Here is a 23,872-nt window from a genome sequence, read left to right on the forward strand (position 1 = left end):
GTCTCTGTCGGTGAATAAACTCCCGGGCGCGCACCTCTCACCCTTGCTCACAGAATCACCCGAAAACCCCGGCCGCCCAAAATACAACCTATCGGTTTAAGCTATGCATCAGCGACGATTATGGTGTCTTCCAGGCTTTTGCCAGATCGGCGGAACTTAGACATAAATGACAGAAATGACTGGTGGCAACGCGACCAGCTACAGGCCTCCGCAAAACAGGGCCCTGATTTGAAAGGGTTTTCACTGCTCCCGCATTCGCTACCGACATGTCCCCGCCAGCCCAGATGAGCAATCCAGGCCCGGGTTGGGCAATCCGGTTTACTCACAAGAAGGGTGTGATAGAGTCCTTACCATAGGCAAAACCGATACCAGCTCACGACCGGACAACGCCGGCAAGTGGCAAGGAAAATATATAAAAGGAAGTAAGCCCGGATGGAAAGCCGTTTCTATATCGCCCCTGAGCAGCTGGAGGCCTTCGAAGTTGCTGCCCGCAGCGGCTCATTTTCCGCCGCCGCCCGCGCCCTCGGCAAGGCCCAGTCCACCATCTCCGGCCTGATCAGCAACTTGGAGATCGACACAGGCCTGCAACTGTTTGACCGGGCCGGGCGGGAGCCAAAACTGACCGCCCAGGGCCGCGCCCTGTTGCAGGAAGTGCGTGCTCTGCTGAACTCCTATTCCCGCTTCGAGGCCAAGAGCCGTAGCCTGGGCGCAGGTGTGGAGGAGTCGATTACCCTTGCCATCGACGAGTCCGCCATCGACCTGCAACAACTGGTGCAGGGACTGGATGCTTTCTACGAGCGATATGCCACCGTGTCGCTCAACCTCCTGCACGCATCCGGAGACAGTGCGGCAGAGCTGGTACGGGAAGGCAGGGCTGATATCGGTATTATCCTGAGCCAGGGGGATTACCCCGAGGACTTCGACTTCCGCGGCGCCGGCAGCTGCAGCTTTGTACTGGTGGCAGGTGCCCAGCATCCCATGGCCGCGCAGGACGCTGTGTCCAGCCAGGACCTGCAAGATCACCTGCACCTGCGCATCAGTGCCCCCGGCAACCAGGGATCACTGCCGGAAAACGACCTGAGCCATCGAATCTGGTACCTGGAGAGCTACTCGCTTTTCATGTCCATGCTGACCGCCGGCCTGGGATGGGCCTTTGTCCCACTGCATATCGCGAAGCCGCACCTCGACGCGGGCAGCATCCGTATTCTGACCACGAATTTCCAGCTGACGCCCTACCCCTACGGCACTGACCTGATCTGGTCCCGGCGCAAGTCACTTGGACCTGCGGGGCAGAGCCTGGTGGATGAAATCTCGGGGGTGCTGGCAGCGGCACCGGAAGAGCCGGCGTGAGGAGATTGCCTTCCCGGCAAGACGACGATCACCGAGCGGGCGATTGCGTTTACGGTCAAAGTCCCATCCGGGACTCTACTTACATGCAAGCCTCCCTGGTATTACTTCATGAAACATAAAGATTTATTGTCGCCCATCAACCGCACTCTGTTCTTGTAGCCCCACGCAGCCTTTCAATATCCCGCCTCGGCGGCGCGCCGAACAGGCGGCTGTACTCACGGCTGAATTGTGACGGGCTCTCGTACCCCACCCTGAACGATGCTGTGGAAGCATCAAGGTGTTCATTGAGCATCAGGCGTTTCGCCTCACTCAGCCGCAACCACTTCTGGTACTGCAACGGGCTCATGGCAGTGAGCTGGCGAAAATGATGATGGAATGTGGGCGTGCTCATCTGCACCAGACCGGCCAGGCTCTCGATGCGCAATGGCGAACTGTAGTTTTCTTTCAGCCAATCGATGGCCTTCGCGATTCGGTACCCCTGGCTGTCTACCGATGCGATCTGGCGCAGCAGTGCGGACTGGTCACTCAACAGTAACCGGTAGTGTAACTCCCGCTGAATCAGCGGCGCGAGTACATGGATGGCACCGGGCTCGTTGAGCAAATTAAGCAGGCGCCTGAACGGCTCCATGATCGCCGGGGTCATGCTACCCAGCCCGGCACTGATCCCGCCCGACCGTTCACCGGGGTCAGGCGGGCCTTCCCCTGCCATCAATTCCGCCAGCACACTGATATCGAGCTTCATGACCAGTCCCAGGCAGGGCTGCTCCGCGCTGGCATCCAGCACCTGGGAACTTGCCGGCAGGTCCAGCGATGTGATCAGGAAGTTGCTCGTATCGTAGGGATAGGCTTCGCCACCGATCAGCATCTGCTTGGTGCCCTGTACCACCAGCACTATGCTCGGTTCAATCAGGCAATAGTCCGGCTGGGTGGGCTCGTCGCGCCGGAAGAACAGCAGGTCCGGTACCGGTGTCGCCCAGTCCCCTGTCGCCTTCACCCTTTCAGCAATTATTTGCGCCATTTCCCGCTGAAAAGGGCGAATCTGTGCATTGTAGCCGTGATCTTCAACCATAAGAGGTTCCCGCTTTCTCCGGATGCACTATAACCCAGGGTTTCCACGCCATCCAACAGAAACGATACCGCCTCATAGGATCAGGCAACAAAGCAAGCGTAATACTCTAACGACCCGCGGGGATGGCACAGCAGAATAACCCCGACAGCTCGAGAGACCGCCCACACGCCTCCCCGGCGGAATCGGTCTCCCGGCTGATCCGTCGCGGCCAGAGAAAACCGCTATGGTTTCACCCAAGTTAACGGAACAGCAGAGTCATGAGGAGGCTTCCATGATGGATAACGTTAAAGGCAAAGTGATCGTGATTACCGGCTCCAGCAGCGGCAATGGTGAAGCCGCTGCACGCCACCTGGCAGAACGTGGCGCAACCGTTGTTCTTGCCGCACGCCGCAAAGACCGTATTGAAGCACTGGAGAAAGAGCTGGCCTCCGCTGGACACCAGGCGAAGGCGATAGTGACCGATGTGGTCGATAAAGCGCAGGTCCAGAACCTACTCGACACCACCGTAGAGACTTTCGGTAAGGTCGACGTCCTGATCAATAATGCCGGCCTGATGCCCCTGGCCCCGCTCGAGCAGGTCAAGACCGATGAGTGGGACCAGATGATTGATGTCAATCTCAAGGGCACGCTCTACGGCATTGCCGCCGCGCTTCCGCATATGGCAAAGCAGAAGTCGGGACACATCATCAACGTTTCTTCGGTCTACGGACACAAACTCGGCCCCGACGCCACCGTGTACTGCGCCACCAAGCACGCAGTGCGGACACTTTCCGAGGGACTGCGCCAGGAGGTCAAGCCCTACAATATCCGCACAACCATCATTTCCCCCGGGGCGGTGGCAACCGAGCTGCTGGAGCATATCAGTGACAAGGAAATCCAGGCGCAGACAAAGGATTTTGTCAGCCAGATCGCAATCCCCCCAGACAGTTTCGCACGGATGGTTGCATTTGCGATCAATGAGCCGGAGGACGTGGACGTAAACGAAATTCTCTTCCGTCCAACAGCCCAGCCGATCTGATCCGGGCTGGCCAACCAGGCCCCGGGGATCTGTCCCGGGGCCACTGGCAGCAGGGACCTGACCATCAATAGCAGGGGAAAGGAAGTATGATCCGTAAATTTCGCAAGGCGCCAGCCTTTTTATCAAACCGGCTCAAAGCCTCAGTGATCGGCTTTGCCGGGAGCTGTTTCCTGGCCGGTTCGGTTACTGCAGCCTTACCGGCAGCTGCAGAAACACAAGCCACCAAAAAGGAGGTTGGAATGATTCTGAGAAAGAATGGCTCACAGGACTCGATTGAAGGTCCAGCCGATTGGTTTACTGGCCGAGCGCGCATCGACCCCATTCACCTGGAGGCCCAGGAGCCTTCACGAATCACTTCGGCGCTCGTCACTTTTGAACCGGGCGCCCGAACCAACTGGCACACACATCCCCTGGGCCAGCTCCTTATCGTGACCTCGGGTAAGGGCTGGACGCAATGTGAGGGTGAACCCCGTGTCGAGATCAACGCGGGAGACAGCATCTGGTGCCCGCCAGGACATAAGCACTGGCATGGAGCGACCAGCAGCACGGGCATGAGCCATATTGCCATCCAGGAGGCACTGGATGGAAAAAATGTTGAATGGCTTGAGCCTGTTACCGATGAGCAGTACCTGGATTAAGCCGTGGCCCGGGGCTCCCGACCCAGTTGCCAACAGACACCCGATCACCAACTGGGATCGGGAACAAGATTCGCGCCCCTGGTTTTATTGATCGCAGTGCTGGCAACTGCCGGCCCTGCCCTGGGCAGCTTGGCCGGCCCGGCTACGCAAATGATAACAACCTCGAAAACAAGGTCACCACATTGACGAAAATCCAGATAACCGCTGACGGCACCACAGTAACAGCCACGATCGAGGATAATGCAACCTCCCGGGCTTTTGTCGCATTGCTGCCATTGACCCTGGAGCTGGAAGACTTTCACCAGGCCGAAAAGATAAGCGACCTTCCCGACCGCCTGCCTACGGACGGAGCCGCCGATGGCTACAGTCCCTCAGCGGGCGACATCAGCTACTATGCACCCTGGGGAAACCTGGCAATCTTTTATCACGATTTCGGATACTCGAAGGGACTGGTTCGGCTGGGGCATGCCGACGCCGGTATCGAACTGTTCAGAAAGCCAGGCTCCGTCACCGCAACCATCGAACGTGACTCGCAGCAGGACTGAGTAATCTCTGAAGGGCTTAAGGGCATCACCGCAGGAGGCATTCCCAAGCCACAACTAATGTACCATTCACGATTTCTGTACAAGAACGCATTCGAGACACTGAAGTCGGACGACCACAGGATAGAGCAAAGCACCGGCCGCCGGCGACTTACGCCCGCCTCCAGCATAGATACCGGCAGTCTTTGAGTACCGGATTGCACTGGTACACAAAATACTATTACGACGCCTCCTCCCAATCATGATCATGGCCACAGGTGGTGACCATATGATTGCCTGGATCCACACCGGCAGACCAAGCAAAATATCGCTGAAATGAAGCGCCTCAGCGAATTCCCCTGACAATCATGTTGCACTCCGGATCCCCGGCGCTCCCCCTGTTTTCCATTTCCCAATGCGTTATATTTGGGATATCCAACATAAATAAACATAAGAAGTTGGCCCATATATGACGCAATCCGACCAGCCGCCAGAAATACTGAGCGGCGGCCAGATCCTGGTCAGGCGCCTGCAGGCGCAGGGTGTCGATCGCATTTTTGGCGTCCCCGGGGAGAGCTACCTCGCCGTGCTAGACGCCCTCTGTGATGCACCCGACATCCAGATGATCACCTGCCGGCAGGAAGGCGGTGCCGCAATGATGGCGGAGGCCGATGGCCGCCTGACCGGCAGGCCGGGCATATGCTTCGTCACCCGGGGCCCTGGCGCGACCAATGCCAGCGCAGGCGTTCATGTCGCCCAGCAGGCTTCCACGCCCATGGTTCTGTTTATTGGCCAGGTGGCGCGCGACCAGCAGGACCGGGAGGCTTTCCAGGAAATTGACTACCGGCGCATGTTCGGTCAGGTCGCCAAGTGGGTGGCGCAGGTGGAGTCGCCGGCGCGCCTGCCTGAATACATTGATCGCGCCTTCGCGGTTGCCATGTCCGGACGACCCGGCCCGGTTGTAATCGCACTGCCCGAAGATATGCTGCGCGAATCCTCCCCTTATTGGGCGCCGCCAATATCTACTGCGTTGCCCTCTGCCGCCCCGGCCCCGGCCGACCTGGTACAACTACACCAGTTGCTTGCCCGGAGTGAGCGGCCGCTGTTGCTATGCGGCGAAAGCGGCTGGTCCGGAGACGCACGTTCCCTGCTGGAAACTTTCTGCGAACGACAGGCCGTGCCCATTGTGGCCGCATTTCGCTGCCAGGACCGCTTCGATAATAGCCATCCCGCTTATATTGGCGATTGCGGCCTGGGCATCAACCCGGCCTTGCGCCAGCGTATCGAAAACGCGGACCTGGTGCTGGTCATGGGTGCACGGCTCAGTGAGATTGTCACCCAGAATTACGAAATCCTCACCGAGGCCGGCTCCCAGAAAATGGTGCATGTACACCCCTGCCCCGACGAGCTTGTCACTGTACGACAACCGGATATCGCCTTCGCCTGCCCAGTAGCAGCGGTGGCAGAAGGGTTGGCGATGATCCGGACCGATCCCGAACGACTGGAGCGACGCCGTGCGCGGCTGGAAAGTGCCCGCGCGGAGTACGAGGCCTGGTCGAATCCAGGTACCCTGCCCGGCGACCTGCAGTATGGAGAGATAGTCTCCTACCTGCGTGAACAGTTGCCCGCGGATACCATTATCTGTAATGGCGCCGGCAACTATTCCATCTGGGTACACCGGTACTTTCGTTATCGACGCGCACACACGCAGCTGGCGCCGATCAGTGGTTCCATGGGGTACGGGCTGCCCGCAGCCATTGCCGCCAAGCTGCGCCATCCCCAGAGGGATGTGCTCTGCTTCGCCGGTGACGGTTGCCTGCAAATGACAATCCAGGAACTGGCCACCGCGAGACAGTACAGCGCCAATATTATCGTGCTGGTCATCAACAACGGTAGCTATGGCACCATCCGCACACACCAGGAAAAGAACTATCCTGGCCGGGTGATGGCGACAGACCTGGTCAACCCGGACTTCACAGCGCTGGCCAGCGCTTACGGATTTCACAGCGCCACCATCACCTGCACAGAGGAATTCTATCCCGCTTTCGAGGCAGCACGCGCGGCAGACCAGCCCGCCCTGCTGGAGCTGTGCCTACCCCTGGAAGCGCTGTCCCCCACGGTCACACTGTCCCAGTTCCAAAATAAAACCTGATAAAAGAAGTCGACTGCCATGAATCTCGATCTCTCAGAAAAACGCGCCCTTGTCTGCGGTTCCAGCCAGGGGCTGGGAAAGGCCAGTGCAATCGAACTCGCACAGCTTGGCGCATCGGTTACGCTGTTCTCTCGAAATGCAGAGAAGCTGCAGGCGGTAATAAAGGAGCTCGATACCTCGAAGGGCCAGCAGCATCACGTACTGGTGGCCGACTTTACCAACCCGCAGGCGGTCAAATCGGCAATCGAGAAACATATCGCCGAAACGGGGAATTTTGAAATCCTGGTGAACAACACCGGTGGCCCGGCACCCGGTCCGGCCAATGCTGCCGATGCAGCGGAATTTATCGATGCCTTCAACCTCCACCTGGTCAATAACCACAACCTGGTACAGACACTCCTGCCCGGCATGAAAGCGGCTGGCTATGGTCGTGTGATCAATGTGATTTCCACTTCGGTGAAAGCCCCGCTGAATGGCCTTGGTGTGTCCAACACCGTGCGCGGCGCGGTTGCCAACTGGGCCAAGACCCTGGCCAATGAGCTGGGCCAGTTCAATATCACGGTCAATAACGTGTTGCCGGGCGCAACCAATACCGTACGCCTTGAAGCGATTATCACCAACAAGGCGAAAAAAGCCGGTGTCAGCGAAGCGGAAATGGCGGAGCGGGAGAAGACCACCATCCCCATGGGCCGCTTCGGGGAAGCGCACGAGTTCGGCGCGGCTGTCGCCTTCCTGGCCTCCCCGGCTGCTGGTTATATCAATGGCGTCAACCTGCCGGTGGACGGCGGCCGAACCGGGTGCCTGTAATGGAAACCCTCGAAAACTATATCGATGGCCAGCTGGTGCCTCCCCGGGAAGGGGATTACCTTGACAATATCGAGCCCGCTACCGGACAGGTAGTTGGCCGGATTCCACGCTCCGGCGAGCTTGACCTGGACGCCGCAGTAGCCGCCGCGGACAAGGCACAGGCGGGCTGGCAGGCGACCCCACCCGAGCAGCGCGCGGCGCTGATGGAGCGCATCGCCGACCTGATTGAACAAAACCTGGAACTGCTCGCCACTGCAGAGTCGGAGGACAACGGCAAACCAGTCAGCCTGGCGCGCTCCGTGGATATTCCCCGTGCGGCCAGTAACTTCCGTTTTTTCGCCCATGCGATTACCCAGTTTGCGTCCGAATCCCACGCCATGGGGGAGACTGCAATCAATTACACCCTGCGCGACCCGGTCGGGATTGTCGGTTGTATCTCACCCTGGAACCTGCCGCTATACCTCTTTACCTGGAAGATTGCACCAGCACTGGCGGCCGGCAACTGTGTGATTGCCAAGCCGTCGGAGGTCACCCCGAAAACAGCATTCCTGCTATCGCAATTGTGCATCGAGGCGAGCCTGCCAGCCGGTGTGTTGAATATCGTACATGGGTTGGGGAACGAGATCGGCAATGCGCTGGTGGTACACCCCCGGGTGAAAGCCATTTCCTTCACCGGAGGGTCCGCGACCGGCGCGCATATCGCGGCCCAGGCGGCGCCGAAGTTCAAGAAACTGTCGCTGGAACTGGGCGGCAAGAACCCGAGCCTGGTATTTGCAGATTGCGACCTCGACAAGACCGTGGCCGGCGTTGCCCGCGCGGCCTTTGCCAACCAGGGCCAGATCTGCCTGTGTGGTTCGCGCATCTACGTGGAACGCAGTATCTACGGCGAATTCCGCCAGCGCCTGCTCGAGCAGGTGTCAGCTATGCGCGTCGGCGATCCCCGGGGCGATGTCGACCAGGGGGCACTGGTATCCCAGGCACACATGAATAAGGTTATCGGCGCGATCGACAAAGCCCGCGCGGAAGGCGGCAGGATCCTGTGCGGTGGTGAACGCGTCATGCCGGAGGGGCGCTGCGCACAGGGCTACTTCGTGGCACCCACGCTTATCGAGGGCTTGCCGCTGGACTGTGAGACCAACCAGCAGGAAATATTCGGCCCGGTCGCGACACTCCAGCCCTTCGACACGGAAGAAGATGCCGTCCGGCTGGCTAATGGCACCGACTATGGCCTCGCCGCAACGGTCTGGTCCGAAAACCTGCGCCGCAGCCACCGCATTGCCAGGGAACTGGAGTTCGGCATCGTCTGGATCAACTGCTGGTTACAGCGCGATCTGCGCACACCGTTCGGCGGCATGAAAAATTCCGGCGTCGGCCGTGAGGGCGGACTGGAAGCCCTGCGCTTCTTCACCGAGCCAAAGAACGTCTGTATTAATTATGAATGAAGCTGAGATAACCATGAGCGCAGCGAAACACTCCTCCCGGGCCCCGGCACCCGTCGGCCTTTACCCACATGCACGCCAGGTGGGCAACCTGTTATTCCTGTCCGGCGTCGGCCCGCGCAAGAAGGACAGCCCGGAAATCCCCGGGGTGACACTCGACGGGGCGGGCAACATAGCCGCCTATGACATTGCCGAGCAGTGCCACTCCGTGTTTTCCAATGTCCGCGCAATCCTGGAGGATGCAGGTTCCAGCTGGGACCGGCTTGTCGACGTCACCGTATTCCTTACCAACATGAAGGACGATTTCAACACCTACAATGAAATCTATGCGGAATACTTCAGGGATAACCAGCCGTGTCGGACCACGGTCGAGGTCCTGTCTCTGCCAACCCCGATTGCAATCGAATTGAAGTGTATCGCTACAGTCGACCAGGGGATGGAGATCGACTAAAACCACAGCCACCCGTGAACACCGCTTTGTGAGGCCACAGAATAATGAAAAACATGATGCCGCCCGTCAACTTCAAGCAGTGGATCGAGGACCACCGCCAGTTCCTGAAACCGCCGGTGTGTAACAAACTGGTCTTCGAGGAAAACGGATTCTTCATCATGGTGGTCGGCGGGCCCAATTCACGCAAGGACTACCACGTGGATGAAGGGCCGGAATTCTTCTACCAGGTCGAGGGCGACATGCTGCTCAAGACCGTGCAGGATGGCAGGGTTGTCGATGTGCCGATCAGGGAAGGCGAAATATTCCTCCTCCCTCCGCTTATTCCCCACTCACCACAGCGTTTCGAGAATACCGTGGGGCTCGTTATCGAGCGCACCCGCCTGCCGCACGAGAAGGACGGCCTGCAGTGGTACTGTGACCACTGCGACAACCTGCTGTATGAAGAATATTTCCACCTGAAGAATATCGAGGAGGACTTCCCGCCGGTATTCGATCGCTTCTTCTCCTCAGAGCAGAACCGCACATGCAACGCTTGCGGACATGTGATGGAAGTCCCGGGGGCATGATGCTGACAATTGATATCCATACCCATATCCTGCCCAAGAACTGGCCCAACCTGAAAGAGCGCTATGGTTACGGGGGCTTTATTCACCTGGACCACCACAAGTGCGGCTGCGCGCGCATGATGAAGGAAGACACATTCTTCCGCGAGGTGGAGAGCAACTGCTGGGACGCCACTGTTCGCATGCAGGAATGCGATAACCACGGAGTCCATGTCCAGGTACTGTCGACGGTGCCAGTGATGTTCAGTTACTGGGCAAAGCCCGAGCATACCCTCGACCTGTCACGCATGCTGAATGACCACATTGCCGGCGTAGTCGACGCGCATCCCCGGCGCTTTGTGGGGCTCGGCACCGTACCCATGCAGGCGCCGGAGCTGGCCGTTGGGGAGCTTGAACGCTGCGTCAGGGAGCTCGGGATGGTCGGCATCCAGATTGGCTCCAACGTGGACGGCTGGAACCTGGACGCACCGGAACTCTATCCGGTATGGGAGGCAGCGCAGGAACTGAACGCATCAATTTTCGTGCACCCATGGGAGATGATGGGACGCGAGACAATGCCCCGCTATTGGCTGCCATGGCTGGTGGGTATGCCAGCGGAGACATCGCGGGCAGTCTGCTCAATGATTTTCGGTGGTGTTTTCGAGAAATATCCCCGCCTGAAGGTGGCCTTTGCCCATGGCGGTGGCTCCTTCCCCGCCACTATTGGCCGTATCGAGCACGGGTTCAATGTCCGCCCGGACCTGTGTGCCGTCGACAACCCGGTTAACCCACGCAATTACCTGGACCGGATCTATTTCGATTCCCTCGTGCACGACCCGCAGATGATGAACTACCTGCTGGAACTTGCGGGGCCGGACCGTATCGCCATGGGGAGCGACTACCCCTTCCCGCTCGGCGAACTGGAGCCGGGCGCCCTGATTCGATCGATGGGATACAGCGAGGACGTGCAGGCCAAATTGCTGCACGGCACGGCACTTGAATGGCTGGGGCTGGAAAAGTCCCGCTTTATGGAGAGCTGATTATGGCTACCTTTCTCGAACTGGGCCGCGTCCGGTACCGCCTGTGTCATGAGCGGGCCAGCAGCATTGCTATCCCGCTTGATTTTTCCGGCCCACAGCCCAACCACTTCGGGGTACCTACCGCAACAGTAACGACCGTGGAGGGCGGCGGTTTTGTCGGGGATACCTCCCGCGGGGGCAGCTGCAACGTGCGCACCCTGCAGCTGACACCACACTGCAACGGCACGCATACGGAATCCATCTCCCATATTGTCGACGATGAGGTGGCTGTGGGTGAACTGCCACTTCCGATCCTGCAAAACGCTGTATTGCTGTCAGTGCAGCCCGTCCAGCTTGCCAAAAGCAACGAAGGCTACTGGCCCAACCCGGAAGCGACCGACAGTGTCGTGACGCGACACGCCCTACTGGAGGCCCTGGATAACACCGGCTTTCCGGAGCGGCTCGGCGATTGCCCGGCACTGGTGATCCGGACGCAGCCAAACAGCCCCGAAAAGTGCGCGCTGGAATATGGGGAGGATTGCCCACCGGTGTTCCTGAGCCTGGAGGCCATGGAATGGATCAGTCAAAATTTTGATCACCTGCTGGTGGACTTCCCCAGCGTTGACAAGATGTATGACGAGGGGCAGCTGGCGAACCACCGGCAGTTCTGGCATGTCCCCCGCGGCATCACAAAGATGGATGACACTGCCCATGCCATGCGTACCATCACTGAAATGATATTTGTGCCAGACGCACTGCCGGACGGTTATTACGGCCTGAACCTGCAGGTACCTGCTTTTCGCACCGATGCCGCACCCAGCCGGCCGATACTGGTTCCGCTGGAAGAAGAATAACGAGGAATACCCATGCATTATGAATCGGGTCTGGAGTTCGCCCACCAACTGGACAGCGACGATCCACTGGCAAAGTTCCGCGAACAGTTTTCGATTCCGCGTACCGGCGATGGCACCGAGGAAATCTACCTGTGTGGCAACTCCCTTGGCCTGCAGCCAAAGCTGGCTCGCGACTATGTCGTTCGGGAACTGGACAAGTGGGCTAGCCTCGGCGTCAAGGGACACTTTGACTGCGAACACCCCTGGATGCCCTACCACGAGTTCCTGGCAGAAACCGCCGCGGACCTCGTCGGTGCAAACACCGACGAAGTGGTAATGATGAACTCCCTCACGGTAAACCTGCACCTGATGATGGTGACTTTTTACCGACCGAGTGAGACGCGTTACAAGATCGTGATCGAGGATCACGCGTTTCCCTCGGATCACTACGCGGTAGAGAGCCAGCTGCGCCATCACGGTATAGATCCCAGGGACGGCCTGGTGCTGCTCAGGCCCCGGGAGAACGAGGACCTGCTCCGCCAGGAGGATATCGAGGCACTGATCGCGGAGCAGGGAGACACCATCGCACTGATGCTGCTGCCGGGGGTGCAGTACTACACCGGGCAGGTACTGGACTTAGCGGGCATTACCCGTGCGGCACAGGCGCGGGGTATCAAAGTGGGTTTTGACCTGGCCCACGCGGTAGGCAATATCCCGCTCCAGTTGCATGAATGGAATGTGGACTTCGCCTGCTGGTGTACCTACAAGTACCTGAACTCGGGGCCCGGATCGGTGGCCGGCTGCTTCGTACACCGCCACCACGCGCGCGACATCAGCCTGGACCGTTTTGCCGGCTGGTGGGGCCATGACAAGGATACGCGCTTCAGGATGGAAAACCGTTTTGTCCCGATGCCAACCGCCGAGGGCTGGCAGCTTTCCAATCCCCCTATCCTCTCCCTTGCGGCGATCCGCGCCTCTTTCGATGTTTTCCGGCAGGCCGGTGGCATCCAGCCCCTGCGCAAGAAATCAGAGAAATTGACCGGCTACCTGCGCTACCTCCTGGATGCTGAAGTGTCAGAGTTTATCCGCGTTATCACGCCGGAAAGCCCGGACGAACGCGGTTGCCAGCTGTCGCTGTGTTGCGACGCGAAACACCTGACTGGCCGCGAACTGTTCGGGCGGCTGGAAGCGGCGGGCATTACCGCAGACTGGCGGGAGCCGAATGTAATCCGTATCGCCCCGGTCCCGCTGTACAACAGCTTTACGGACATTTACCGCTTTGTACAAATCCTGAAATCCGCCTGTAACGAGTGATGGCAATGCGCGAAACCAGCAAAGAAAAAATCGTCATCGCTGGCGCCGGCCTGGTGGGTGCCATGGCCGCCTGCTTCCTGGGCCGCCGGGGCTTTGATGTGGAAGTCTATGAAAGCCGTGTGGACCTGCGCCGGCACGACATCTCTGCCGGCCGTTCCATCAACCTGGCACTTGCCAATCGCGGTATCTACCCGCTGGAGCAACTCGGGCTGATGGACAGGGTCCGGCAAATGATGATCCCGATGCGCGGCCGTATGATCCATGACCCCAGGGGCGAGCAGAACTTCCAGCCTTACGGGCAGACCGAGGAAGAAGTCATCTACTCGATTTCCCGGGGGGACCTGAACCACCTGCTACTGGACGCAGCGGAGGACACCGGGCATGTCAGGATCCACTTCTCACACAGGCTGGATTCCGTTGACTTCGACAACAACTGCGCTGTGTTTATTGACGATGAAAGCGGCTCTCCTGTCGAAGTAACCTTCTCGAGGCTGATCGGGGCGGATGGTGCTGGCTCAAAAGTCCGGCAGGCGCTGGTGGCTGCCCAGGATGGCAGCGACAGCCTGGAGCCCCTGGACCACAGCTACAAGGAACTGGAGATCCCCGCCGGAGCCGATGGTGGCTTCCTGATTGAAAAGCACGCGTTGCATATCTGGCCCCGCGGCGGCTTTATGCTGATCGCACTGCCGAATATGGATGGCAGCTTCACGGTGACCCTGTTCCTGCCCAATAAAGGCGAAGCCAGCTTTGCGGCCCTGCAGACGCAGGAGGACGTGTTCCAGTTCTTTGAAGAGTACTTCCCGGATGTGGATGCGCTGATGCCTGGGCTGGTGGATGACTTCTTTGCCAATCCCACCGGGAAGCTGGGGACCGTGCGCTGCAAACCCTGGCATATTGGCGACAAGGCGATCCTTATCGGCGATGCCGCCCATGCGATCGTCCCCTTCCATGGCCAGGGCATGAACTGTGGCTTTGAGGATTGCGTGGTACTGGACCAGTGTATAGAGCAACATTACGCCGACTGGAAGCAGGTGTTCAGTGAATATGACCGCCTGCGCGCACCCAATGGCGCGGCCATTGCAGACATGGCGCTGGAAAATTACGTGGAGATGCGGGATTCAGTAAACGACCCGCAGTTCCTGCTCAAGAAGGCGATTGGCTTCGAACTGCAGAAGCGCTGGCCGGAACAGTTTACCCCGCGCTATGGCATGGTCATGTTCCAGCGCATTCCCTACGCCGAGGCCCAGCGCCGCGGGGTAATCAACCAGCAGATCCTGGACACCCTGGCCTCTGGCATAGAATCCCTTGAGGAGGTGGACTGGTCGGAGGCGGCAGCACTGGTAAAAAAGCACTTCGGTTCAACCACTGCAACGGCCTGAATCGCACGGCTGGCTATAGCCCTGCCGCAATTGCCTGAGCATCGACAGCTAAAGACACCAGCTGACCGGCTGGAAGCACCGGCCTGCCTGCGGTGCCGTTTCCAGTCCCACGGCCTCCTCCCAACCCGGAGACCGAAACCCGCCTCTGCCTGATCTCTCCACCGCAAGATGACCAGCAAAGGGCCGGGTGCGCCCCATCCAGCGAATGGTCCTCACCCCCACTCCCCGATCTCACACCGGCTGGCTCCTCCGGGCCCTGCCCACACCAGACCTTATTGATATTGATTCTCACTTTCTTTACCATTGCCGCCACAGTACAACAGAACGGCCACTTTTATTGCACCGGCCATTCCACAACGCGTAAATCCCCGACCTTTCGACGCATCAAGGAACCGAAAATGCGCCACCTGAATACCACGCTCGCCCTGGCCATTGCCGCTGCCAGCTCTGCCACCTATGCCGCTGGAGACGGCGCCCGAATCGATGAGGAAGTAGTGGTTACCGCCAGCCGTACCGAGAAACCGCTGAGCAGTATCCCCAATACCGTCACCCTGATCGACGAGGCCGAACTGACCCGCGAGCTGGCTGCCACCAGTGACCTGTCCACCGTGCTGGGCAACCTGATCCCGAGCTTTTCCCCCAGCCGGCAGAAAATGACCAGCTCCGGTGAGAGCCTGCGCGGGCGCAAGCCGCTGTACCTGATCGATGGCGTGCCCCAGTCCAACCCGCTGCGCAACGGCGGGCGCGATGGACACACCATCGACCCGCTGATGCTGGAACGTGTGGAAGTCATCCACGGCGCCAATGCCATCCACGGTATGGGCGCATCCGGTGGCATCATCAACCTGGTCACCCGCACTCCCAGCGACGAGTTCCAGCAGAGCCTGCGCGTGGAATCCACCCTGCAGCCGGAAGACCTGGGCGAGACCGCAGGCTACGGCGGCAACTACAGCCTGTCGGGCAAGGTGGATGACGTGGACCTGCTGGCCAGCCTCAGCTATCGCGACACAGGCATCAGCTACGACGCCAATGGCGATATTGTCGGCTTTGACAACACCCAGGGCGACACCATGGACAGCCAGTCCATCAATGCCTTTATCAAGACCGGTTACAGCTGGGACGACCAGCGCCTGCAGCTGACCGCCAACCACTACAAGATCGAGGGTGACAACAACTGGGTCAGCGTCGATGGCGACATCAGTGCCGGCATTCCCACTACCGCAGTCGAGGGCCAGGTCCCGGGCGACGCCCCCTCCAACGACGTCACCACCGTCAACCTGCAGTACAGCAACGAGGAGATCTTCGGCCACAGGCTGCGTGCCCAGGTATTCTCCCAGGACTTTGCCGGCACGTACGGCGGCGGCACCTTCGGTACCTTCCAGGATCCGGCTTACGGTGATGAGGTTTTCGACCAGTCGCAGAACAACTCCGAGAAGCGGGGCCTCAAGCTGACCCTGCTGAAAGACCGGGTGGCCGGCGCACCGGTGAGCCTCGCCTACGGCGTGGACATGTTTGAAGACGAGACCTGGCAGCAGCTGGTGCAGACCGGCCGTGCCTGGGTACCGCCGACCCAGTACCGCAATATCGCCCCCTACGTTCAGGGCGAATTCACTGGCATCGAGCGGCTGACCGTTACCGCGGGCATCCGCCACGAGCGCTCCAAATTGGAGGTCGAAGACTTCACCACCCTCTTTTCCTACGGCAGCCAGCAGGTAGAGGGCGGCTCGCCGGAATTCAGTGAAACCCTGGGCAATATCGGCGCTACCTACGACATCAATGACGCCCTGCGCGCCTATGCCAATTATTCCGAGGGCTTCTCCATGCCCGACGTGGGCCGGGTGCTGCGCGGCATCAACCAGCCGGGCCAGAGCGTCGAGAGCTTCCTCGACCTGCAGCCGATCCTGACCCAGAACCGCGAGCTGGGCCTGGACTTCAGCAGCGAGCGCTTCGCCGCCCAGCTGGCCTACTATACGTCGGACTCCGATATCGGCCAGCGCCTGGCCCTGGGCGCGGACGGCGTATACAGCGTCAAGCGCGAGCAGACCGAGATCGACGGCGTGGAAGCCCGCGGCCAGTGGTTCGTGAGCGGCAGCGATACCCTGGAGCTGCGCTATGCCTACACCGAGGGCCGCTACGATTCGGACCAGGACGGCAGTGTGGATACCGACCTGGACGGCCGCAACATCGCGCCCAACCGCATCAACCTGAGCTGGGCCCGCAACTGGACCGACAACCTCTCTACCCGCCTGCAGGCCAACTGGCTGATGGACCGGGATTTTGAGAACGCCGACGGCGACGTCACCACCGAGTTTGACGGCTACGCAACCATCGATGCCAGTGCGCAGCTGCAGGCGCTGTCCGGCGAGTTCGCACTGGGGATCCAGAACCTGACCAACGAAGACTACTTTACCTACTACTCCCAGACCGCGGGCAACGATATCCGCAACTTCAAGGGCATGGGGCGCAGCGTAAACCTGTCTTACTCCCGGGTATTCTGATCCAACTCCCGTAAACCCGCCGCGCCGGCCATAACCGGCCGGGCGGGATAACCGAGTTCACCATGCGCAAAGCCCTGTTCACCCTGCACAAGTACGCCGGCCTGTTCCTGGGCCTGCTGCTGTCACTGATCAGCCTCACCGGCAGCCTGCTGGTGTTCGACCATGCGCTCGATGAACAACTGGCGCCACACACCGTCACATTCAGGCCCAGTGAGGCGCCGGCCAGCTACGCGGATATTCTCGCCGCGGCCCGCGCCGCTGTGCCCGGTAATCCCGCCCCCAAGCGCCTGATGACCCCGCGACAATCCGGCAGTCCCTATGTCGTGCGCTTCCCGGGTGCAGAGGGCGCGCCGGGGCCCATCGAGGTCAGCGTATCCCCCACCGATGCCGAAGTTCTGGCCGTGCGGGGCTGGGGCACCCCCGGTTACACCATGACCTGGCTCTATCGGCTGCACTACACCCTGCTGTCCGGCAAGCAAGGCAAGACCGTGGTCGGGTTGATGGGGCTGTTACTGATGGTGTTCTGTATCACTGGTGCCGTGCTCTGGTGGCCGAAAAAGAGCCGCACCGGCGGCCGGCGCTGGGGCAAGGCGTTCAGCATCTCCCGCAGCGGCAACCGCTTCCGCTTCTACTTCGACGTGCACCGGGTATTCGGCATCTATTTCCTGCCGCTGTTGCTGGTCACCAGCTTCTCCGGCGTCACCCTGGTGTTCCCACAGCAGGTGCGGGCCGTGGTAAGTGCCGTGTTCCCCACCGAGCCCCTGGCTGCCCTGCCCGGCTCACACACAGACCGCGGCCAGCCGATTTCCCCGGACCGCGCCGCAGCAATCGCACAGGAGGAATTTCCCGGCGGTGTCCTGAAACGTATTTACCTGCCACAGGATGCGGCGGACAGCTACGGGGTTTCCTTCCGCGCTGCCGGCGAGGTATGGCAAAACTATGGAGCCAGCTTCGCACGCGTGGACCAGTACAGTGGGGAGGTGTTGATGGTCGAGAATGTCACCGCGATACCGCTCGGCAACAAAATCCTGCGCTGGCAGTTCCCGCTGCATAATGGCGATGCCCTCGGCCTGGCCGGCCGCTGGCTGGTGTTGCTGGCCGGACTGGTCCCGGGCCTGCTGTTCGGAACAGGGGTCTACCTCTGGTGGAAGAAGCGAGTCCTGAGGCGGGCAAAATCACGATCCCCGGAAAAGCCTGCCCGGGAAGGGAAGCAGGCAGCACAGACCGGGCTGCGATCGACACCGTAAAGGTATCCCAGGGTGATGCGAGTAACAGCTGCGCAACGCCATTCCGTGCCGGGAAGCCCGTCAGGGCCAGGCATTCCCATGTCTTGCAGGTTTGCTCCCCGCCTTCAGCAAGGGCGTATGGGCGCCTCCGCTTCCGGTCTGGATAACAGCTGCAGGACACTCCAGTGGATTACAAAAAAATGGGCGATGGCCGGTGATGCCAATCGCCCATTGACCGGGCTCGCCCAATAACCGCATTGGCCGTTGGGAAAACCGGGGGTTTACGCCAGCCCGAACCGCACTCGATAACAGGCGGGCACGGCCCCACTTTATTTGGCCCCGGGGCCTGTGGGCCAGGTACCTAGCGCACTACGGTAATCGGCGGTGAGGTCCAGGTCTCGAAGCCCGGATAGCTGACACCATCCCCACCCAGCTTGTCGAATTCCAGGCGGATGTAGTAAGTACCCTCAGGTGCGGGCGAACCGTCCTCCAGCACACCATCCCACTGTGCGAAATCAATGCCGGTGCCGGTACCACTGTTGCGCACCCAGTGCTCGAACAGCTCTGCCGGCCGGAGGCCGGTATAGCGGTCCTTGGCCCAGGCCACCGTGCGACCGCTTGTGTCGATCACCCGTGCACGGTATTTGCGCAGCATCGGGAAGCCCTGCGACAGCATGGTAAAGGCAACATCGTCATAAATACTGTCGTTGCTGAAATCCAGGGTTACTGACGTGCTCTTGCCAATCGACCAGCCGCAGGCTCCCGGTGTGGAATCGCTGCAGCAGCGCGGGCGTGCGTAAGGCGGCAGGTCGCAATTGGGTACGTTACCCGGGCGAAGCGACGGGTTGTCGAGCCCCTGGTTAATATCAGTGAAGGTCGGGTTGATCGCCGGCAGGGCCTGGAAATCGCCCGTGATGCCCAGGTAGGGTACCCGCAGGATCCCACCACCATTTTCGGGAGTGAGCTCGATCCAGCCGGAGAGGATACTACCCTCGGCAACATCAACCGGCTGGCTGAAGCTCACCGAAAGTTTTGCCTCACCAGAGGCGGGTACCACGACACTGTCACTGGAAAACTCGACCGTAGCCGCCGATGTGCTGGGAACCCAGCGGAATGTCATCGGCGGGTTAACGGTCAGTGCAGAGCGATGTGACACACGATAGCTGATATCAGTATCACTCTTGTTTTCCACCGTTATGTCACGGGACAGGCGCCTGCCCTCGAACTCGCCCAGGGAAAGCTTTGCCGGCTCCGCCTTGGTGCGGGCTCCCAGGGCAGCAATGGCATTCACCATGCCCGCGCCCTGCTGTGCCACCGGGTGCAGGCCCAGGTCCGGATCAACCGTGAAGTCGGCCGGCTCTGAAGTGCTGAGCAGGATATCGCGGGCCTCATGGGCTTTCAGGCTGGGATTAGCAGAGCGCAACAGTGCTGCGATACCGGCCACATGCGGCGCTGCCATGGAGGTACCGTCCATCAACCCGTAATAACCGGCATAGCCGGGGATAGCGGAGAAGATGTACCCACCCGGGGCCATCACATCCGGCTTCATGTCGAGCTCATGGCTCGGGCCCCAGGCACTGAAGAAGGTGGTCTTGCCCGGGAATGTGGCCGGGTCCTCGAAGAAGTGACCCCAGCTGACACTGGCCCCCGGGCTCATGGAGGCCAGCTCGCTACCATCACCGGTACGCACTGCCACGGTGGGGATATCCAGTCGCTCAATGGTGCTGCTGAATTGCGAAGCGAAGCGATCCGGGTCCCAGGAATCCTGCCACCAGATGGCCGCTTCCGCACCCGCCTCGGCGTAGAGGTTGACCGCCATATATGGGCGGCAGCTCCAGTGGCCGCGCTTGAGCAGGACGATCTTGCCCTCGTAGGAGACATCCTCCGGGAGGGCCGCGCAGTTGGCGGTGCCTGCATCCACGACCTCGAACGAGCCCTTGCCGGGAACCGGCTGGCCCAGGTACATGGCACGGAAAGGCATGATTTCGCCATTGGAGGCCTTGAATGCCATTTCGGTGGCTTTGCTGTTATAGGCCGCTGCCACCGCAATCGCGCTCTTGGCAATTGCCGGGCTACCGGGCAGGAAGGGTCCGGCCAGGTTATTGCCGATCGCCACCACCGGTACGGTACCGCGCCTCAGCATGCGGTCTGTGGCCCGGGAGATCACGCCGTTCTGCAGCACTTCATAGCGGTTACTGCCCCAGCTCATATTCACCACGTCGCAACCGTCTTCCACCGCCTGCTCCATCGCAGCAAGCAACACATCCTCTGTCGCGCCGGGATTCTCGGTACCGAAAATGCGGTAGACCCGCAGCTTCGCATCCGGTGCAACCCCGACCATGATGTCGTCCTTGCCCGCCACGATACCGGCCACATGGGTACCGTGCATCTCAACGGAGGCGTAACGGTCGTCAAAGGGATCCGCGTCGTCGTCGGCAAAGTCATAGCCGCCGATCACCTTGTCATTCGGGAAGCCCGGGCCGCCGAATGCCGGGTGGTTGTAGTCGATACCGCTGTCGATCACGCCCACCACTACACCCTCACCGGTAATCCCGGCAGAGTGGGCCTCGGGCACACCGGTCAGGTTGGTAACGGTCACGTTGTCTCGGGTGGTGCCCTCCGGCGCTTCTGCGGGCACCGGTGACTGGCCCCCCATCACCGAATAGATCGGGTGACTGGCAGAGACAGTGTCCAGTGCCTCCAGCGCGGCCAGGTCTTCGGGATCAATCTCGATCGACAGGCCGTTGAACAGCACATCGAAGTTCCGGCGTTCGGTGAACTCGATGCCTGCGGCGCGGGCCTGTGCGCGGAACTCGTCCTGCTCGACCGCCAGCTTACGCAGGTAGGCTGCCTCGCGGCTGGGGTTCACCTGCGCTTCGGACAGCGGCTTGCTGTTCAACTCCACAAAGCGCACCAGGCGGTCTCCACTGGTGACCGGTTGTACTGCCTCCGGTGCTGGATCCGCGTCAATCATGCCATCGTCCGCCATAGCGGGCTGGCCCGACAGCATGGCGAACGCCAGGGATGCCGACAGCCACGCCTGCCATCGACGACGGCGGGGGTTAGTTGGGAACATACTGGTTCTCCATCCTTATCTTTTACTTGTTGTCAGGACGCAACGGCCTGGCCCAAATTTCAGGCTGGCGCTGCCCTTCAGGATGGTAAGTTGGGGCTTCTGCGAAGCTCTATAGGGGAATCCCTGATCTGCGTGTAAACCAGAAATGCCGCACAAATACAGCCACAGGCCGGGCACGGGTTAAACAGCGACGGGCAGGGCCGGAATCCGGGCGGGCGAGCGGCAAGCACCAGTAGAGCTGCAGCCCGCGCCAGTGTACTTCGCCGGATATCCGCTGGCAGCGGCATCGGGCAGAAAGGAAACCATTGGTAATAACGGGTCTACACTTTTATTAATCTGCCACCCAGGGATCGGGTGCAGGAAGGAGAAGTCGAGGTATTCAGGCGCCGTGGCAGGATAATGCTTTATCCGGCAGTGTCACCGGCAGCCGGCCTCATTGCCACGGAAAGGATCAACGGGCAGTACCATGCCAGCGCAGTTAAAGTCCCGCCATACCCACGCACAGCTGATTACCCGGGCCTTACAGCAGTTACAAATACTGAGATTCTGGTTGCTGTCACTGGGGGCCATTACCCTGGCGCTGCTTATAGCGTTATCCGCGGCTTCAGAGTCAACCGGCATCCCCGTCGGCACATTCACCCGGGACCCCGCCGCAGTCCTGCAGGGGCACTTCTATGTGGGCATACTCTCCAATATCGGTATTGTGCTATGGAGTGCCTCGGCAACCATCTGCCTGTTTTCCGCCCTTTTACTGGGTATGAAAATCGGCAGAAGAGCGATTTGCCTGTTCCTGCTCACCTCCGGTCTGATTACCTCGCTGGTGATGCTGGATGACCTGTTCCTGTTTCATGAGGACATAGCCCCACACTTCCTCCATATGCGCGAGCGATATGTACTAATCGCCTACGCACTGATGATACTGGCTTACCTGGCAAAGTTCCGTACAACCATTCTGGAGACTGATTTCGTCCCATTCGCGATCGCCCTGGGATTCTTTTTCCTGTCGGTATTTATCGACAAGAACTCCTTTGACTGGCTACCGGACCCGTACCTGCTGGAGGACGGCGCCAAGTTTGCCGGCATCGTTTTTTGGCTATTCTATTTCTCCCGGACAGCGTACCAGGGCCTGGCGGTCACCTGTGGCATACTGGCTGAAAACGAATCTCCGGAACAGTGGAAAGATGCGTCACTGCCGGGGCAGGCGCCGGAAGCCTGAACGCTTACCACGACTGCTCCGAAGCCATACCTGGCCAGGCGCTATCTACCCGCCCTTCCCGCCCGGGCCGGCGAAATACCAGATGATCAGGCCGATCACCGGCAAAATCAGCACCAACAATACCCATATAATCTTCTTGAGCGCGCCTGCCGGGCTCTGGAGGATTTTGATGATTGCGTAAATATCAGCAATAAGGATCAGGATCCCGAGTATCGCTTCCATAATTGCCTTCCCTTTATTTTCACATGTACTCGAATGGAGGAAAGCGAAAAGTATAGCCAAGGGCGGGTAGAGTGCAGGAACGCTTGCTACCAGGAGAAAAACTACAGGGCACCCGGGGCATACCACGCGTTCTGCGCCAGGGACCGGCAGCTCGCCCCGCGCAAGTACAACAGTCACGCAGCATACACGCTTGCACCAGCCAGTGGTCACCAGCGGGTTTCGTCCTCCACGAGAAAGCTCTTCGGACAAGACAGGGCCCGCCGCTTTGTAAGGATGGTTTTGCTGCCAGAATAAAACGTTTGTACAAAACTCCCCTGTTAGTATCGAGGGGAACTGAGCGAGGGCAGACAGTAAGGCAGCCGGGATGGCACTAGGCACCTGCTTTAAGGCATCAACGGTAGTGAGCCCCACCGATCACCCATCACCTTGCCAGAAGCGCCTTGCAGCTCTCCCCGCTCGGCTATTGCAGCACTACTGCCCCTGCAGTGTCACGGCAGGCAGTGATTCCTGTCCCCTCCGGTCTTTATCGACCACACTATCACGGCATTATTATCCAAAGCACTCTTACCTCCCTATTATCAATTAATGGACTTCTGACAAATCAACATAATAGGGAGACAACCATTAACGACAGTAAATCACCTTCAGACAACCTCACAGATCCAGATAGTCTCTGGCAGCAGAAAGATACTCAAACAGAAAAAAACAAGAGAGCCGACTCGGTGCCGCCTTTCCGGAAAGCCCTGTTGAGCCTGAGAATTCACCACCCCGGGAAGCAGGCGACCCATAAATATAAAATGTCCAGGATAGAAAAGAACAGCAAATGCCTCTCCCCCAAACCGCACTTGGCTAAATATTATTGACTACCCCTGCAAGCAAGGCTTCGCCTTGAAAACGGTAACAAGGTACTGCTGGCATTCCCGGCTTTAATCCTTTCCTACAACCACATCCTGCTTTCCTATTGAACCCGCGGCAACCACCCACAGGCGTTACCGACACACCATGCAGGGCATACGGTTTAATGCCTGTAGCCACGGGGCATATTGCTGCAACCACCACTATCCAAATTCTCACGGGTCGCAATACGTATATACAGGCCCCA

At 59.7% G+C, this 23,872-nt stretch carries 19 protein-coding genes; 16 read left to right on the forward strand and 3 right to left on the reverse strand.

The features are described 5' to 3' along the window. Window positions 1-432: 432 nt before the first annotated feature. Window positions 433-1,350, forward strand: coding sequence for a LysR family transcriptional regulator (locus tag LVD10_RS11050; RefSeq protein WP_237063647.1), 918 nt, complete (start codon window positions 433-435; stop codon window positions 1,348-1,350). 136 nt (window positions 1,351-1,486) lie between these two features. Here the strand turns inward: LVD10_RS11050 and LVD10_RS11055 are convergent, their stop codons facing one another. Beyond that, window positions 1,487-2,419 carry an AraC family transcriptional regulator gene (locus LVD10_RS11055; protein ID WP_237063649.1) on the reverse strand — a complete coding sequence of 311 codons (933 nt, stop codon included), beginning with the start codon at window positions 2,417-2,419 and terminating at the stop codon, window positions 1,487-1,489. Between the two features lie 271 nt (window positions 2,420-2,690). Here LVD10_RS11055 and LVD10_RS11060 point away from each other — a divergent pair, with 271 nt between their 5' ends. From LVD10_RS11060 to LVD10_RS11125, 14 genes are all read left to right on the forward strand, one after another. Then, a complete protein-coding gene (locus LVD10_RS11060) occupies window positions 2,691-3,437 on the forward strand; it encodes an SDR family oxidoreductase (RefSeq protein WP_237063651.1) in 747 nt (248 codons plus the stop codon). Window positions 3,438-3,523: 86 nt separating this feature from the next. Beyond that, window positions 3,524-4,075, forward strand: a complete 552-nt coding sequence (locus LVD10_RS11065) for a (R)-mandelonitrile lyase (RefSeq protein WP_237063653.1) — start codon at window positions 3,524-3,526, stop codon at window positions 4,073-4,075. Between the two features lie 182 nt (window positions 4,076-4,257). After that, the gene (locus tag LVD10_RS11070) at window positions 4,258-4,620 is read left to right on the forward strand and encodes a cyclophilin-like fold protein (RefSeq protein WP_237063655.1); all 363 of its coding nucleotides are present in this window, start codon (window positions 4,258-4,260) and stop codon (window positions 4,618-4,620) included. Between the two features lie 445 nt (window positions 4,621-5,065). Further along, a complete protein-coding gene (locus tag LVD10_RS11075) occupies window positions 5,066-6,748 on the forward strand; it encodes a thiamine pyrophosphate-binding protein (RefSeq protein ID WP_237063657.1) in 1,683 nt (560 codons plus the stop codon). A gap of 18 nt (window positions 6,749-6,766) precedes the next feature. Then, window positions 6,767-7,555: an SDR family oxidoreductase gene (locus LVD10_RS11080; protein ID WP_232941890.1), complete on the forward strand. Its 789-nt coding sequence runs from the start codon at window positions 6,767-6,769 to the stop codon at window positions 7,553-7,555. Beyond that, window positions 7,555-8,997, forward strand: coding sequence for an aldehyde dehydrogenase (locus LVD10_RS11085; RefSeq protein ID WP_232941888.1), 1,443 nt, complete (start codon window positions 7,555-7,557; stop codon window positions 8,995-8,997). The genes LVD10_RS11080 and LVD10_RS11085 overlap by 1 nt, the downstream gene beginning before the upstream one ends. A gap of 13 nt (window positions 8,998-9,010) precedes the next feature. Continuing rightward, window positions 9,011-9,445, forward strand: a complete 435-nt coding sequence (locus LVD10_RS11090) for a RidA family protein (protein ID WP_237063659.1) — start codon at window positions 9,011-9,013, stop codon at window positions 9,443-9,445. A 44-nt stretch (window positions 9,446-9,489) separates the two neighbouring features. Then, window positions 9,490-10,011, forward strand: a complete 522-nt coding sequence (locus LVD10_RS11095) for a 3-hydroxyanthranilate 3,4-dioxygenase (RefSeq protein WP_237063661.1) — start codon at window positions 9,490-9,492, stop codon at window positions 10,009-10,011. Beyond that, a complete protein-coding gene (locus LVD10_RS11100; RefSeq protein WP_237063662.1) occupies window positions 10,008-11,027 on the forward strand; it encodes an amidohydrolase family protein in 1,020 nt (339 codons plus the stop codon). Before LVD10_RS11095 ends, LVD10_RS11100 begins: the two co-directional genes overlap by 4 nt. A 2-nt stretch (window positions 11,028-11,029) precedes the next feature. After that, window positions 11,030-11,860, forward strand: coding sequence for a cyclase family protein (locus tag LVD10_RS11105; RefSeq protein WP_237063663.1), 831 nt, complete (start codon window positions 11,030-11,032; stop codon window positions 11,858-11,860). A 12-nt stretch (window positions 11,861-11,872) separates the two neighbouring features. After that, window positions 11,873-13,153 carry a kynureninase gene (gene kynU / locus LVD10_RS11110; protein ID WP_237063664.1) on the forward strand — a complete coding sequence of 427 codons (1,281 nt, stop codon included), beginning with the start codon at window positions 11,873-11,875 and terminating at the stop codon, window positions 13,151-13,153. 5 nt (window positions 13,154-13,158) lie between these two features. Then, window positions 13,159-14,532 (forward strand): FAD-dependent oxidoreductase, encoded by a 1,374-nt coding sequence (locus tag LVD10_RS11115; RefSeq protein WP_237063665.1) that lies wholly within the window; start codon window positions 13,159-13,161, stop codon window positions 14,530-14,532. Window positions 14,533-14,930: 398 nt separating this feature from the next. Then, window positions 14,931-17,030: a TonB-dependent receptor gene (locus tag LVD10_RS11120; protein WP_237063666.1), complete on the forward strand. Its 2,100-nt coding sequence runs from the start codon at window positions 14,931-14,933 to the stop codon at window positions 17,028-17,030. A gap of 62 nt (window positions 17,031-17,092) precedes the next feature. Then, window positions 17,093-18,277, forward strand: coding sequence for a PepSY-associated TM helix domain-containing protein (locus LVD10_RS11125; protein WP_237063667.1), 1,185 nt, complete (start codon window positions 17,093-17,095; stop codon window positions 18,275-18,277). A gap of 340 nt (window positions 18,278-18,617) precedes the next feature. Here the strand turns inward: LVD10_RS11125 and LVD10_RS11130 are convergent, their stop codons facing one another. Beyond that, window positions 18,618-21,332: a S8 family serine peptidase gene (locus tag LVD10_RS11130; RefSeq protein WP_237063668.1), complete on the reverse strand. Its 2,715-nt coding sequence runs from the start codon at window positions 21,330-21,332 to the stop codon at window positions 18,618-18,620. 466 nt (window positions 21,333-21,798) lie between these two features. Here LVD10_RS11130 and LVD10_RS11135 point away from each other — a divergent pair, with 466 nt between their 5' ends. Continuing rightward, entirely contained in the window at window positions 21,799-22,548 is a 750-nt protein-coding gene (locus tag LVD10_RS11135; RefSeq protein ID WP_237063669.1) for a DUF8692 domain-containing protein, read from the forward strand. A gap of 45 nt (window positions 22,549-22,593) precedes the next feature. Here the strand turns inward: LVD10_RS11135 and LVD10_RS11140 are convergent, their stop codons facing one another. Beyond that, window positions 22,594-22,770: a PLD nuclease N-terminal domain-containing protein gene (locus tag LVD10_RS11140; RefSeq protein ID WP_232941866.1), complete on the reverse strand. Its 177-nt coding sequence runs from the start codon at window positions 22,768-22,770 to the stop codon at window positions 22,594-22,596. Window positions 22,771-23,872: the final 1,102 nt, after the last annotated feature.

It is taken from the genome of Microbulbifer zhoushanensis (assembly GCF_021729055.1).
GTDB lineage: Bacteria > Pseudomonadota > Gammaproteobacteria > Pseudomonadales > Cellvibrionaceae > Microbulbifer > Microbulbifer zhoushanensis.